Source organism: Raskinella chloraquaticus (SeqCode) (assembly GCF_021731865.1).
Lineage (GTDB): Bacteria > Pseudomonadota > Alphaproteobacteria > Rhizobiales > UBA4765 > Raskinella > Raskinella chloraquaticus.
In genome coordinates this window covers 1-13,622 of the sequence record NZ_JAKFWN010000041.1, presented here as the reverse complement: position 1 = coordinate 13,622, position 13,622 = coordinate 1, and the positions used below count along the sequence as shown (strand labels likewise).

The following is a 13,622-nucleotide window of genomic DNA, read 5'->3' as shown; positions in this document are numbered from 1 at the left end:
TGGCGGAGACGATGGGATTCGAACCCATGATACCCTTTTCAAGGTATGCTCATTTAGCAAACGAGTGCCTTCAGCCGCTCGGCCACGTCTCCGTTGGCGGAGATATGCCCGGCTTCGCGACCGAGTGCAAGACAGGCCGGCGCGCATATGTTTTGCAGGGCGCGGCTTGTCCCGCGCCGCGTCAATGGATGCTGAGATAGGCGCGGGCCTGGCGCAGGGCTTCGGCGATTTCGTCCTGCTTCATCTCGCCGGCGATTTCCTGACGATAGTTCGTCGCGGCGCGATAGCCCTTGGCGATTGCCAGATTGAACCATTTATGCGCGCTGATGCGGTCGATCTCAACCGCGCGTCCCGTGGCGTAGACAAGCCCGAGGCGGAACAGCGCTTCGCCGTCCATCGCTCCTGAAAGGGCGTTCATCTCGATATCATTGTTTGCAAGCCGTGCCATTTTGTCCCTCATGCCCGTTTTCGGGCTTTGACGTCCCTGTTTCCAACTCCCGGCGAACCGGTGCGCTGATGGAGAGAGAATGACGTGAACCTGTCAAATTCGCGTAAAATGACAGGTTTAACGGGAGATGTGCGAAACATGAGCAGAGCATGAAGATTGCCTGAAACTAAGCCGAATTGAGACGATTTCGGTCAAATTTTAGCAAAGCGCTTATCGTTCCGGCTCGCCACAGACGGAATTCATCAACCACGACGCCAACAGCTTTCAGCACGCGCTGCGATCATTCCTCTTGGCGAAATGCCCAAGGTGGAGATAGCCTGCCTGCAAACACCAGAGCCAATAATGGCTTCGTAAGGGAGATTAAGCGATGATCCGACAATTACTGAGGGCCGTGTCGATGGCGGGTGCCTGGGCGCTCATCGGGCTGGCGCTTGTCCCGGCCAATATGGCGCAGGCCCAGGATGCAACCGGAACATGGCTGCGTGAAAACGGCGCCTCGCGCGTGCGGTTTGCTGCTTGCGGCTCCGCGCTGTGCGGAACGATTGTGTGGCTGAAGGATCCGGGACTGGATAAAAACAACCCGGACGAAGCGCAGCGCAGCCGACCGCTGGTGGGGGTACGCGTCTTTTACGACATGAAGCCCAATGGTGGTAATAAATGGAGCGGCAAGGCCTATAATCCGGAAGACGGCAAGGTCTATACCGGCAATATGACGCTTGATGACGGAAAGCTGACGACGCAAGGCTGCGTGCTCGGCGGGCTGATCTGCCGTTCGGTCAACTGGTCTCGTGTCAACTGAGGTCACACATCGCTTCAGTGTTGACGTATTTTTCGCGTGGGCTGGAACCCGCATCGCGTCAATGCACTCCCGAAACCCGCAAAGCCGGTGCGACGCCGCAACGAGGACGTGATGAAACGGATAATGAGCCTGATTGCTGTGCTGGCGCTTGGCGTCACGCTTTTGCTGCCACCTGCCTTTGCGCAAACCACACAGCCGCAAGCCGGACAGGGCCAGACAAAGGCGACCCCCAAACGGGCGCGCTCGCCGGCCCAGTTGCGCAATGACCAGATCATGCGCGATTGCGGCGCGGAATGGCGAGCGAGCAAAGCCGCCGGCAAGACTGGTACACAAACGTGGCGCGGCTTCCTTGGCGAGTGCCGCAAGCGCAAATCGGCCTGAGGCAGCCCGCTTCAGGCGGGGCTGAAACGCCGCTCGATCGCCTCGTTGCCGACGGCCAGACCACGGCTGACGGTGTCACGTGCCATCATGTCGTTGAACCAGCGGGTGATGCCGGGCATTGCTGACAAATCGACATCATGGCGCTCGTGGAGGCGCACCCAGCCAATCAGCGCCAGATCGGCAAGGGAGTAGTCGCCAGCGATGTAGCCCTGTTTCGCCAGGCGCTTTTCGAGAACGGCGTAGAGACGGCGCACCTCGCCATCATAGCGCGTGAGCGCATAGGCGATGGGCTCGGGCGCATAGTGGCGGAAATGATGGCTCTGGCCGATCATCGGCCCAAAACTGCTGATCACCCAGAACAGGCCCTGTTCCACGAGGCTGAGCTTTTCCGCTGACGCGGGAAGCAGAATGCCGCTTTTGCGCGCCAGGTAGAGCAGGATCGCGCCGGATTCGAAGATGGCAAACGGCCGCTCCAGCGGGCCATCGTGGTCAACGAGCAGCGGCAGCTTGGCGTTTGGCGACAGCGTTGAAAAGGGCGGGCTGAATTGGTCGCCCTTGCTGATATCGACAGGAATAACACAATAATCCAGCCTGCTTTCCTCCAGCATGATCGTCACCGCAGCCCCTACCGGTGTTGACCAGTGGTAGAGATCGAGCAAAGGCGGGCGTGTCGTCATGTGGTGATCTCGCTATGATGCTGGCGCGGCGTTTATCACCTGCCGTGGCTTGTGTCGTGGCTAAAGGATGCCCTATATGGGTTTCATGAGCAAAGAGCCCGGCGCTGCACAGTAAAACAGCGTACAGATCGCTTGCAAGAAATCGTGATCGCAAGGCCCTGCCCATGCTTGTTGCGACGCGGTATAGTGCATCTGGCTAACATCGCAGAAGGCCAGCAGCGCAACGGTACTGGAATAATCATCACTCCGGAATATTTCATTCCCTCCCGTGATTGAAGCGCCCCAAACCCCATGAGCACAATGCCATCTACCCCAGAAACGCTTCCCGGCGCCGAATCCTCGCACGATGCTGCCGGCAAGAGCGCTACCGGTGACACAAGCCACCATGGGCCGAAAACGGCGAGTTTTGCCGCATTGGCGATTGGCTCGATCGGTGTTGTCTTCGGCGATATCGGCACCAGCCCGATCTATGCGTTGCGCGAATCCCTCAACCACATCACCTCCGGTGGCGTCCAGCGTTACGAGGTCATCGGCATCGTATCGCTGCTTTTATGGTCGCTGATCGTCGTGGTGACGCTGAAATATGTCCTGCTCATCATGAGGGCAGACAATAAGGGCGAAGGTGGCACCCTGTCGCTGCTGGCACTGGCGCAACGGGCGATCGGCCGGCGCACCAATTTCGTTTTCGCTCTCGGTATCGCCGGTGCCGCCCTGTTCTACGGCGACGCCATTATCACGCCGGCGATTTCGGTTCTCTCGGCGGTTGAAGGGCTCAAAGTGGTTACCCCGGCGCTCGAGCATTACGTGGTGCCGATTACGCTCATCATTCTTATCTGCCTTTTTGCCGTGCAATCACGCGGGACGCATAGTGTCGGCGCGTGGTTTGGCCCGATCACTCTCGCCTGGTTCATCTGCCTCGCGATCCTCGGCTTGCGGCAGATCCCGCAGGATTACGAGATCCTGACAGCCTTCAACCCGGTTCTTGCCATCTCCTTCCTCTCCCGCGAAGGGTGGATCGGCTTTACCGTCGTTGGCTCAGTTTTTCTTGCCGTCACGGGCGCTGAAGCGCTCTATGCGGATATGGGGCATTTCGGGCGCTCTCCCATCCGCTTCAGCTGGATGGCGATCGTCCTGCCGAGCCTCACCATCAATTATCTCGGTCAGGGCGCCATGGTGCTGGCGAACCCCCAGGCCATCGACAACATCTTCTTCCAGATGGCGCCGGAATGGGCGGTGCTGCCTTTGGTGATCCTCGCAACGGCCGCAACCGTCATCGCCAGCCAGGCGGTGATCACGGGTGCCTTTTCAATGACCCAGCAGGCGGTGCAGCTAGGCCTCCTGCCGCGTCTTGAAATCCGCTACACGTCCGAGACCACCGCCGGTCAGATTTTCGTTCCGCGCGTCAACCGCCTGTTGTTGATCGGCGTGATCCTTCTGGTGCTTTATTTCGGTTCCTCCAGCAAGCTCGCCGCTGCCTATGGCATCTCGGTGACGGGATCGATGGTGGTCGATACCGCTCTCGCTTTCATCGTCGCCATTCGTGTGTGGAAATGGCGCCCGTGGCTCGCCGTCGTGGTTATCCTGCCGTTTCTGCTGGTCGATCTTTCCTTCCTCGCGGCCAACCTGCTCAAATTCTTCGATGGCGGCTTCGTGCCGCTGATGCTGGCGCTTGCAATCGTCGTGACAATGGCGAGCTGGGTGCGCGGTACCGTCATCCTGTCGCAAAAAATGCGCCGCGACACGCTGCCCCTCACCAGCCTCTTCCGCTCACTGGAAAAGGTTCAGCGAGTGTCGGGGACAGCCGTGTTTCTCACCACCGATCCGTTATCGGTGCCCCATGCGCTGCTGCATAATCTGAAGCACAACAAGGTTCTGCATCAGACCAATGTCATTCTCAGCGTGCAATTTGCCGAGACCCCGCATGTGGCAAAGGAAGAGCGCACGACGGTTGAGCACATCTCGGCCGATTTCTGGCGTATCATTGTCAATTACGGCTATATGGATACGCCGAACGTCCCCCTGGCGCTCGCCAAATGCCGGCAGAGCGGATTGAAGTTCGACATCATGACGACGTCGTTCTTCCTGGGGCGGCGCAACCTCAAGCGCGATCCCCGCTCGGGCATGCCGATGTGGCAGGACAGGCTGTTCATCTCGCTGACAAAGGACGCGACCAACGCCACCGACTTCTTCCATATTCCCTCAGGGCGTGTGGTCGAGCTTGGAACCCAGGTGCTGGTGTAGCCTCAGCCGGTCCGCCGGCGCGACATCCGCCAGGCAAGAGCCAGGTAGATTGCCATCGTGACGATATGAAAGGCAACGAGGTCGAACGCCCAGCCGAAGATGTCAGCAAAGAGTGTGTTGGCGACCACCTCCGAGAGCGCGACGACCAGCCAGATGACGGTGCCCCAGGATGACGTCACCCACAGGCCGACGGCGGCGATGGGCATCATCACCGCGAGGTAGCCGATCAACACCTGACGGGGCAGTGATGACTGGAGAAAATCAGCAGTTCCCGGCACGCCGATAATGGCGGCCCAGTTGGCCGCGCCCCATAACAGATAAAGGAGCGCAAGCAGGCGCAGGAACCAGGCCATCCACTTCTCTTCGCGGATGATATCGTCGGGCTCGATGACGTCGTCGCTTGCGTGCATCAGGCAAAATCCAGTTCGCGTCGAAGAAGGGGAGCGAAATGCTCCTCGATCCGCTGCCAGTCGATGGCGGCAATGGTCGATGGCTCCCATCGCGGAGCGTTGTCCTTGTCGATGATGACGGCACGCACGCCTTCGGTGAAATCATGGCCGCGAACGATGCGGTTGACGATTCGGTATTCGATCTGCATGCACGCCTCGAAATCGAGATGCGCCCCCTCTTTCACCTGGCGGAACGCCAGCGCCAGCGAGGTTGGCGAGCGCACCGACAGAAGATCGGCCAGCTTCTGAGCATCTGCCTCGCCAGCCGCCGCCAAGGCACGCAAATGGGCCATCAGCTCCGGCAGCGAATTGCCCGACAGGAGCCGCGACAATTCGGCCATCCGGTCTTCCAGCGGGGCCGTGCCGGCTTTTTGGCAAAATGCATCGAGAATGGCACCGGAATCATCGCCAGCCGCCAGCGCGTCAATCAGGGCCGGGAATTCAGTGCCCGGCACATGATGGGTCAGGACGCCGGCATAAAGCGCATCGGCAAGGGCGATGCGCTCGCCGGTCAATGCCAGATAAAGTCCCAGCCTGCCCGGCATACGTGGCAGAAAATAGGTACCGCCAACATCAGGGAAGAGGCCGATGCCAACCTCTGGCATGGCAAAGGCGAGCTTCTCGCTTCCCACCCGGTAGCGGCCATGGATCGATATCCCGACGCCTCCCCCCATGACGATGCCGTCGATGAGCGCGATATAAGGTTTGGGATAGCGCTTGATGCGGCGGTTGAGGTGATATTCGCGGCGGTAGAAGGCGTCCACCTCCTGCCATTTCTGCGCGGTTATCTGCGCTGCAAGGGTGCGAATATCGCCACCTGCGCAAAACGCGCGCGAAGCACCCTGGCGCACGATCACATGGGCGATGCGCGGATCGTGCTCCCAGCGGTTCAGGGCTGCGGCGATGGCATCGATCATGCCAAGCGTCAGCGCGTTCAGCGCCTGCGGGCGGTTGAGCGAGATAATGCCGGCGCGGCCGCGCTCCTCGAGCAGCACGTCACTCGTCTGGCTGACTGCTGTCACCCGTCAGCCTCCCAGCATGGCGCGGGCGATGACGACACGCATGATCTCGTTGGTGCCTTCGAGGATCTGGTGGACGCGAAGATCGCGCACAACGCGTTCGATGGGAAAATCGCGCAGATAACCATAGCCGCCATGAAGCTGCAGACATTGGTTGGCAACATCAAAGGCAACATCAGTCGCCAAGCGTTTGGCCATCGCGACCGCGCTCGTTCTTTCGCTGTCGCCAGCATCCACCAGGCGGGCGGCGCGATGGACCATGAGGCGGGCTGCCATCAGCTCTGTTGCCATATCGGCGAGACGAAAACGCAATGCCTGGAAGTCGGCAAGAGGCTGGTCGAACTGACGGCGCGCCTTGACGTAGGCAAGTGTCGTCTCAAGGCAGAATTGCGCGCCGCCCAGCGAACAGGCGGCGATGTTGACGCGCCCGCCATCAAGCCCTGCCATGGCGATCTTGAACCCCTGCCCCTCAATGCCGATGAGGTTTTCCGCCGGCACGCGGCAATCATCGAAGATGACGGCAGATGTTGGCTGCGAGTGCCAGCCAAGCTTGCGCTCCTGCGCGCCGAAGCTCAGGCCAGGCGTCTCCTTCTCCACCAGAAACGTCGAGATGCCGCGCGGCCCCTCGCCGCCGGTGCGCGCCATGACGACGTAGACGTCCGACACGCCACCACCGGAAATGAATGCCTTGGCGCCATTGAGAATATAATGATTGCCGTCTCGTGTGGCCCGGGTCTTCAGCGCCGCCGCATCCGAGCCCGAGCCTGCTTCCGTCAGGCAATAGCTGGCAACGCGGCGCATGGTGGCAAGATCAGGAAGATGGTGGCGGCGAAGATCGTCATGGCCAAAATTGTCGATCATCCACGAGGCCATGTTGTGGATGGAGAGAAACGGCGTCGTCGAGGTACAGCCGCGCGCCAGCTCCTCGAAGATGATCGCCGCGTCAAGGCGCGTGAGGCCGCTGCCACCGACATCCTCGCGCACATAGACGCCGCCAAATCCCAGCGCGGCAGCCTTTTGCAACGCCTCGCGCGGAAAGACATGATGCTCGTCCCAATGGGCAGCATGCGGCGCCAGCTCGGCATCGGAAAAAGCGCGCGCCGTATCACGAAAAGCTGTCTGGTCTGCGGTCAGATCACTGGTCATCCCTGCCCCGATGGCGCGGCGGCAGCTTGTGCCGCATGATGGCTGAGGGATAGGGGCAGGAGGCGGTGGCGTCAATCATCACCCGCGCCTGGGGGCGCCCTCCCTCCTGCTCTTGCGACAAGCTGGCCGCAAGCGGCGGTTTTGCTGCCGGCTTTCCCGTGATAAGACGCCTTCCTGATCGTTCCAGTTGCGAGTTGACGATGAACCGACAAAGCCGTCCCCCCCTGCCGCTGAGTGATGGTGGCGCCAGCGCCCCTGGCCAGTTTCCGCAGGTGCGGCCAAGGCGGCTGCGCCAGACGGTCTGGTCGCGCCGCATGGTGCGTGAAACGACGTTGACGGTCGATGATCTCATCTGGCCGATCTTCCTCAATGAGGGCAGGAGCGGCCGCGAAGCGGTCGCCTCGATGCCCGGCGTCGAGCGGGTGACGGTTGATCTGGTGGCGGGCGAAGCGGAAAGAGCCGCCCGGCTCGGTATCCCCTGTATCGCGCTGTTTCCCAACACACCGCCGCATCTGCGCGATCATGAGGGCAGCGAAGCACTCAATCCCGAAAATCTGGTGTGCCGGGCGGCGCGCGCCATCAAAGGCGCCGTTCCCGAGGTCGGGCTTATGTCGGATGTAGCGCTCGACCCCTATACAAGCCATGGCCATGACGGGATTTTGAGCGGCGAAACGGTCGTCAATGATCGAACGCTGGGCATTCTCGCCCGCCAGGCCGTGGTGCAGGCTGAAGCGGGCATCGACATCATCGGCCCCTCCGACATGATGGACGGGCGGGTTGGCGCCATCCGCCGCGATCTTGACGCCCACGGCTTTGATAACGTGTTGATCATGGCTTACACGGCGAAATACGCGTCGGCCTTTTATGGCCCGTTCCGCGATGCGGTGGGAACAGCAAAGACGCTGTTAGGCGACAAGCGCACCTATCAGATGGATCCCGCCAACAGCGACGAGGCGCTCAAGGAGGCGGCGCTCGATCTGGCCGAAGGGGCTGACGCGATCATGGTCAAACCCGGCATGCCCTATCTCGACATCGTGCGGCGGCTGAAAGACACGTTCAAGGTGCCGGTCTTCGCCTATCAGGTCTCGGGCGAGTACGCGATGATCCAGGCTGCCGCCGAGCGCGGCTGGCTTGATGGCGAGCGGGCGATGATGGAGAGCCTGCAGGCCTTCAAGCGCGCTGGCGCCGATGGCATCCTCACCTATTTCGCGCCAGTCATCGCTGAACGCCTCAGATAGCCGACAGAACAGGGCCATTGGCCTGCCGCCCGTCAGGTTCCGCCCATGTCTCGTCTCGCTACGGTCTTCGCTGACATCACGCCGCGCGCCGTCTCGGCCGGGCTGATGGTGGCGCTCGTCGGCTATGCGAGTTCGGTCGCCATTGTCATTCAGGGCCTGCGGGCGGTTGGCGCGTCGGGTGCTGATATCGCCTCCGCGCTCCTGCTGCTGGGGCTCGCCAAAGGCGCCGTGGCGATCGGCTTGTCGCTGGTGACACGCATGCCCGTCTCGATTGCGTGGACGACACCGGGGCTTGCTCTGCTCATCAGTGTCGGCGGCACGGCCGGCGGCTTTGCCGACGCGGTCGGTGCCTTCATTCTCGCCGGCCTCATGATTGCGTTCGCCGGATTATGGCCGCGCCTTGGCGCGCTGGTGGTTGCCATCCCCAAGCCGATTGCGAGCGCCATGCTGGCAGGTGTGCTGCTGAAGCTCTGTCTTGCGCCCTTCATTGCCCTCAAGGCTCTTCCGGTCACGGCAGGGGCGGTCATCCTCGTCTGGCTCATCCTCATGCGCTTTGCCCGCTCGGCTGCGGTTCCGGTCGCAGCACTCGTGGCGCTTGTCTCAACCATCGCGCTGGCGCCGCCAGGCACCTATGACGGCGTGCTGCAATGGCCACAGGTAACCCTGACCACACCCACCTTCTCGCTGGAAGCAACGGTCTCGCTTGCTCTCCCGCTCTTCTTCGTCACCATGGCCTCACAGAACATCACCGGGCTCGCCGTGCTGGCGACCTTCGGTTATCACCTCAAAACCTCGCTGGCCTTCGTCAGCACCGGGCTCGCATCCGTGGTGATCGCGCCGTTTGGCGCTCCGACCGTCAACCTGGCAGCGGTCACCGCGGCGCTCGCTGCCGGGCCGGATGCGGGGCCTGATCCACAGAAGCGCTATGTGGCGGCGGTATTTTCGGGCATCGGCTACATCATGCTCGCACTGATTGCCGGGCTGGCGGCGGCAACGGTGACCCGGGCACCGCCGCTCCTGATCGAAGCGGTCGCGGGCCTGGCGCTCATCGGCGCTTTCAGCAATGCAGCACTCGCCGCGCTCAACGATGAAACCGTCCGCCTGAGCGCTGCCATCACCTTTCTCACCACAGCATCGGGGCTATCGATTGCCGGGATCGGATCGGCCTTTCTGGGCCTCGTCTTCGGGTTGCTGGTGATGGGGATCGAGCGCTGGCCGCGCCAGAATATCTGACGTCAGCGACAAAGGACTTGAGCGACAAAGGACTTGAGCGATGCAGACTTGGCCAAAGGCCGAACCATGCTAAGCGATAGCGATGAGCGCAGCAGCCGCGACATTGGAAGAGCTTGCCCGGCACCTGGAGCGCCCCTGCGCGCTCATCGGGCTTGATCTGGGCACCAAAACCATCGGAGTCGCGGTCAGCGATGTGACATGGCGGTTTTCAACTCCGCTTACCGTCATCAAACGGGTGAAATTCAGCATCGACGCCGCAAGCCTTCTGGCGATCTGCACCGAGCGGCAGGCGGCGGCCCTCATTCTCGGGCTGCCGCTCAACATGGATGGCAGCGCGGGCCCGCGCGCTCAGGCCACCCGCGCCTTCCAGCGCTCGCTGGCGCAACTCACCTCATTGCCGATTGTCTTCCAGGACGAGCGGCTCTCGACCCACGAGGCCGAGCGCGCGCTGATCGAGCGCGATATGTCGCGCAAGAAGCGCGCTGCGGTCATTGACGCGCACGCGGCGGCCATCATCCTGCAGGGCGCGCTCGACCGGCTGGCTGTACTGAGGCAAACAGATGGAACCGGCCAGTCGAATGAGCACCGGTGATTCTGCCAGGACGACGCACTTCCCCTTGCATCGCGCGTCATTAGCCCCTAAGCGGAGGCTTTAATGACATCATTCAGCGACAGCCCTGCCGCCGCCCATCGCCATCTGCTTGGCATCGAGGGGCTTTCAGCTCATGACATCACGACGCTGATGGATCTTGCCGAGGGCGAAATCTCGCTGTCGCGGCAGGTTGAAAAGAAAAAGGCGACCCTCAAGGGCCGCACCCTGATCAACCTGTTCTTTGAAGCCTCCACCCGCACGCAATCCTCCTTCGAGATCGCCGGAAAGCGGCTGGGCGCTGACGTGATGAACATGTCGGTTGCGTCATCCTCGGTCAAAAAGGGCGAGACGCTGATTGACACGGCGATCACGCTCAACGCCATGCGGCCCGATCTTCTGGTGGTGCGCCATCACGCCGCCGGCGCGGTCCATCTGCTGGCCCAGCGCGTTGATTGCTCGGTCATCAATGCCGGCGACGGGGCGCATGAACACCCGACCCAGGCGCTGCTCGACGCGCTTACCATCCGCCGCGCCAAGGGCCGTGTAGGGGGGCTGCGGATCGCTATCTGCGGCGATATCCTGCACAGCCGGGTGGCACGCTCCAACATCCTCTGCCTGCAGGCGCTGGGCGCCGAGGTGCGGGTCGTGGCGCCAACCACGCTTCTCCCCAGCGGCATCGAACGCTTCGGGGTGCAGGTTTTCACCAATATGCGGGCAGGACTTGAGGGCTGCGACATCGTCATGATGCTGCGCCTGCAACGGGAGCGCATGGCGGGCAGCTTCGTGCCCTCGGTGCCGGAATATTTCCGCTATTTCGGCCTCGATGAGGAAAAACTCGCCTTTGCCAAGCCCGACGCCCTCGTCATGCATCCAGGGCCGATGAATCGCGGCGTCGAGATCGACAGCGCCATTGCCGATGGGCCACAAAGCCTCATCCGCGATCAGGTGGAAATGGGGGTGGCGGTGCGCATGGCGGTTCTTCAGGCGCTGGCGCGCCACCTGCCCAATCAGTGAGGCATCATGAAGCCCGGCTCTGACCGCAAGGACGCGCTCAACACCTATCCGCCGGGGCCACCGCTCTATATCCGCGGCGCCCGTCTCATCGACCCCGACAGCGGGCGCGATGAAACCGGCGATTGTCTCATAGAAAATGGCATCATCAGCGCGGTTGGCAAGGATTGCGCGGTCGGGCGATTGCCGCCGGGAACACAGATCATCGAGGCAAAGGGTCAGGTGCTGGCGCCAGGCCTCATCGATATGCGCGTCTTCATCGGCGAGCCGGGGTTCGAGCATCGCGAAACGTTACGCAGCGCCGGACGGGCGGCGGCGGCAGGCGGTGTCACCACCATCGTCATGATGCCTGATACCGATCCGGTGATCGATGAGCCGGCGCTGGTTGATTTCGTGCTGCGGCGGGCGCGCGACACGAGCCCGGTGCGGGTGGTGCCGATGGCAGCCCTCACCAAGGGTCTCAAGGGTCAGGAAATGACCGAGATCGGCCTGCTGACGTGGGCGGGAGCGGCGGCGTTCACCTCCGGGCGCACCTCGTTGACGAATGCGCAGGTGATGCGGCGCACACTTGCCTATGCCCGCGATTTCGACGCGCTGGTCGTCCACCATGTCGAGGATCCGCATCTCGTCGGCGAAGGGGTGATGAACGAGGGCGAGATGGCCTCGCGCCTTGGCCTCCAGGGCATTCCGCTGGAAGCCGAAACCATCCCTCTCGAGCGCGATCTGAGGCTCGTCGCGCTCACCGGCGGGCGCTATCATGCGGCGCTTCTGTCAACGGCTGCCTCGTTTGACGTCATGCGGGCTGCCAAGCGTCAGGGCCTGCCGGTTTCCTGCGGGGTGGCGATTGCCAATCTGACGCTCAATGAAAGCGATATCGGCGGCTATCGCACCTTCTTCAAGCTCGCTCCGCCGCTGCGTACCGAAACGGACCGGCAAGCCTGTGTTGCCGCGCTCGCTGACGGCACCATCGACGTCATCGTCTCGAACCACGATCCGCAGCATGTGGAGACCAAACGCTACCCGTTTGCGGAAGCCGAGAACGGCGCCATCGGCCTTGAGACCCTGCTGGCGGCTTCGTTGCGGCTTTATCATGCGGGCGATTGCTCGCTGGTCACGCTGCTGCGGGCGCTGTCAACGACACCCGCCGATCTGCTCGGTCTGCCGCAAGGACGGCTTGCAATCGGCGCGCCGGGGGATGTCATTCTCATCGATATCGATGAGCCCTATGTCTACGACGAGGCAATGATCGTTTCACGCTCCAAGAACTCGTGCTTCGAGCGCGCCCGCTTTCAGGGCAAAGTCAAGCTGACGGTGGTTGCAGGAGCGGTGGTCCACTCATAAGCTTGCAGCGACACGGGTAGGGGTGGATCCTTATGGCGGAATTTTTCACCAGCACCATGACCTTGCAGGGCGCGATGATAGCCCTCGCCTTCGGCTATCTTCTGGGCTCGATCCCCTTCGGCATTATCATCACGCGGTTTGCGGGCGCGGGCGATCTGCGGCAGATCGGCTCGGGAAATATCGGTGCCACCAATGTCCTGCGGACCGGGCGCAAGGGCCTTGCGGCATTGACGCTTCTGGGCGATCTGCTGAAGGGAACAGCCGCCTCAGCCCTTGCCGCCAACTGGAGCAGCGATGCGGGATTGATTGCTGGTGCTGGTGCGTTTCTGGGTCATCTCTACCCCGTCTGGCTGCGTTTTCGCGGCGGTAAGGGGGTGGCGACCTTCCTTGGCGTCCTCCTCGGTACGGCGTGGCCGGTTGCCATCGCCTTTGCAGCGATATGGCTGAGCGTAGCCTGGCTCACCCGCTACTCGTCACTATCGGCCCTGATTGCTGCTGCCAGCGCACCACTCATCGCCCTGGGTCTCGCCTTCCCGCGCGAGGCGGTCCTTTATCTCCTGCTGGCAGCCTGTCTGGGCTGGCGCCATCGTGACAATATCGCCCGCTTGCGCAGCGGAACGGAATCGAGGATCGGCAGTCAATGAGCGCTGATCTGCTGCCTTGGGGTAACACCGCGCTTCCCCCCCTGACGGATCAGCAAAAGCTTGACTGGTTGCGATTGATCCGCAGCGAAAACGTCGGCCCTGCAACGTTTCGCAGCCTGGTCAATCGCTATGGGGGTGCGGCAGGCGCGCTGGCGGCCCTGCCCGAACTGGCGCGGCGCGGTGGGGCCAGAGCACTCAAGATTGCCAGTGCTGCGGATGCCGAACAGGAAGTCGCGGCGATCGAGCGATTTGGTGCCAGGCTCGTTGCCTATGGCGAGACAGATTATCCTGCAGCCCTTGCCTTTGTTGACGCGCCGCCTCCGTTACTGGCGATACGCGGGCGGGGCGATATCGTCCGGCGCATGATCGTATCAATCGTCGGTTCACGCAACGCATCCGCCCT

At 62.1% G+C, this 13,622-nt stretch carries 15 protein-coding genes and 1 tRNA gene; 10 read left to right on the top strand and 6 right to left on the bottom strand.

Translation table 11 applies throughout. The features are described from left to right. Window positions 1-92, bottom strand: a tRNA-Ser gene (locus ACINK1_RS13585). An 89-nt stretch (window positions 93-181) separates the two neighbouring features. Continuing rightward, the gene (locus tag ACINK1_RS13580) at window positions 182-448 is read right to left on the bottom strand and encodes an SEL1-like repeat protein (protein ID WP_376802772.1); all 267 of its coding nucleotides are present in this window, start codon (window positions 446-448) and stop codon (window positions 182-184) included. 367 nt (window positions 449-815) lie between these two features. On the opposite strand from ACINK1_RS13580, the gene ACINK1_RS13575 reads away from it, so the two are divergent. Both ACINK1_RS13575 and ACINK1_RS13570 read left to right on the top strand, forming a co-directional pair. Further along, window positions 816-1,247, top strand: coding sequence for a DUF2147 domain-containing protein (locus tag ACINK1_RS13575; protein ID WP_376802773.1), 432 nt, complete (start codon window positions 816-818; stop codon window positions 1,245-1,247). 123 nt (window positions 1,248-1,370) lie between these two features. Continuing rightward, entirely contained in the window at window positions 1,371-1,628 is a 258-nt protein-coding gene (locus ACINK1_RS13570; protein WP_376802774.1) for a hypothetical protein, read from the top strand. An 11-nt stretch (window positions 1,629-1,639) separates the two neighbouring features. On the opposite strand, the gene ACINK1_RS13565 is transcribed toward ACINK1_RS13570, so the two are convergent. Then, entirely contained in the window at window positions 1,640-2,305 is a 666-nt protein-coding gene (locus ACINK1_RS13565; RefSeq protein ID WP_376802775.1) for a glutathione binding-like protein, read from the bottom strand. 300 nt (window positions 2,306-2,605) lie between these two features. Here ACINK1_RS13565 and ACINK1_RS13560 point away from each other — a divergent pair, with 300 nt between their 5' ends. After that, window positions 2,606-4,546: a potassium transporter Kup gene (locus tag ACINK1_RS13560; protein WP_376802776.1), complete on the top strand. Its 1,941-nt coding sequence runs from the start codon at window positions 2,606-2,608 to the stop codon at window positions 4,544-4,546. Window positions 4,547-4,548: 2 nt separating this feature from the next. On the opposite strand, the gene ACINK1_RS13555 is transcribed toward ACINK1_RS13560, so the two are convergent. The 3 genes from ACINK1_RS13555 to ACINK1_RS13545 are packed head-to-tail and all read right to left on the bottom strand — an operon-like array spanning window position 4,549 to window position 7,160. After that, entirely contained in the window at window positions 4,549-4,956 is a 408-nt protein-coding gene (locus ACINK1_RS13555; RefSeq protein ID WP_376802777.1) for a DUF6163 family protein, read from the bottom strand. Next, window positions 4,956-6,017 carry an enoyl-CoA hydratase/isomerase family protein gene (locus ACINK1_RS13550; protein WP_376802778.1) on the bottom strand — a complete coding sequence of 354 codons (1,062 nt, stop codon included), beginning with the start codon at window positions 6,015-6,017 and terminating at the stop codon, window positions 4,956-4,958. Before ACINK1_RS13550 ends, ACINK1_RS13555 begins: the two co-directional genes overlap by 1 nt. 3 nt (window positions 6,018-6,020) lie before the next feature. Next, a complete protein-coding gene (locus tag ACINK1_RS13545) occupies window positions 6,021-7,160 on the bottom strand; it encodes an acyl-CoA dehydrogenase family protein (RefSeq protein WP_376802779.1) in 1,140 nt (379 codons plus the stop codon). Between the two features lie 200 nt (window positions 7,161-7,360). Here ACINK1_RS13545 and hemB point away from each other — a divergent pair, with 200 nt between their 5' ends. The 7 genes from hemB to ACINK1_RS13510 all read left to right on the top strand — a co-directional run. Next, window positions 7,361-8,398 (top strand): porphobilinogen synthase, encoded by a 1,038-nt coding sequence (gene hemB, locus ACINK1_RS13540; protein ID WP_376802780.1) that lies wholly within the window; start codon window positions 7,361-7,363, stop codon window positions 8,396-8,398. A 45-nt stretch (window positions 8,399-8,443) separates the two neighbouring features. Further along, the gene (locus ACINK1_RS13535; RefSeq protein ID WP_376802781.1) at window positions 8,444-9,631 is read left to right on the top strand and encodes a benzoate/H(+) symporter BenE family transporter; all 1,188 of its coding nucleotides are present in this window, start codon (window positions 8,444-8,446) and stop codon (window positions 9,629-9,631) included. An 82-nt stretch (window positions 9,632-9,713) separates the two neighbouring features. Beyond that, complete coding sequence (gene ruvX / locus ACINK1_RS13530; RefSeq protein WP_376802782.1) at window positions 9,714-10,223, top strand: Holliday junction resolvase RuvX; 510 nt, start codon at window positions 9,714-9,716, stop codon at window positions 10,221-10,223. A gap of 63 nt (window positions 10,224-10,286) precedes the next feature. Continuing rightward, entirely contained in the window at window positions 10,287-11,237 is a 951-nt protein-coding gene (locus ACINK1_RS13525; RefSeq protein WP_376802783.1) for an aspartate carbamoyltransferase catalytic subunit, read from the top strand. Between the two features lie 6 nt (window positions 11,238-11,243). After that, window positions 11,244-12,575, top strand: coding sequence for a dihydroorotase (locus tag ACINK1_RS13520; RefSeq protein ID WP_376802784.1), 1,332 nt, complete (start codon window positions 11,244-11,246; stop codon window positions 12,573-12,575). A gap of 32 nt (window positions 12,576-12,607) precedes the next feature. Then, window positions 12,608-13,219 (top strand): glycerol-3-phosphate 1-O-acyltransferase PlsY, encoded by a 612-nt coding sequence (gene plsY / locus ACINK1_RS13515; protein WP_376802785.1) that lies wholly within the window; start codon window positions 12,608-12,610, stop codon window positions 13,217-13,219. Next, window positions 13,216-13,622: DNA-processing protein DprA (locus ACINK1_RS13510; protein ID WP_395760157.1), on the top strand; the 407-nt coding region annotated here is incomplete at its 3' end. The genes plsY and ACINK1_RS13510, both read left to right, overlap by 4 nt.